The organism is Corallococcus carmarthensis, from assembly GCF_003611695.1.
Lineage (GTDB): Bacteria > Myxococcota > Myxococcia > Myxococcales > Myxococcaceae > Corallococcus > Corallococcus carmarthensis.
The window spans coordinates 1-248 of record NZ_RAWE01000528.1 but is presented as its reverse complement, the minus strand read 5'-3'; the positions used below and the strand labels follow the sequence as shown (position 1 = coordinate 248).

The window sequence follows — 248 nt, the reverse complement described above, 5'->3', positions numbered from 1 at the left end:
TTCCTTCCACCATCGAGTCGAGGTACTCGCGCAACTCCTCATCGAGTCGCTTCAGCGTCCGCCGGTCCATCACGACCGTAGATCATGATCGACCGGCAGCTTCAACAACCGACTAAGTGGTACTAGGGCGTGTCCGCAAATTAGAGCCAGAGGCGGATGGAGGCGATAAGGACCATCGCCAGGTAGTTGGCGGCGCGCTTCTCATAGCGCGTCGCCACCCGCCGGTTCTGCTTCAAGCGATTGAAGAG

1 pseudogene is annotated in these 248 nt (G+C 58.9%); it reads right to left on the bottom strand.

From position 1 onward, the window contains the following. Positions 1-140 precede the first annotated feature (140 nt). Positions 141-248, bottom strand: a pseudogene (locus D7X32_RS44780) (IS5-like element ISMra2 family transposase); the annotation flags it as partial.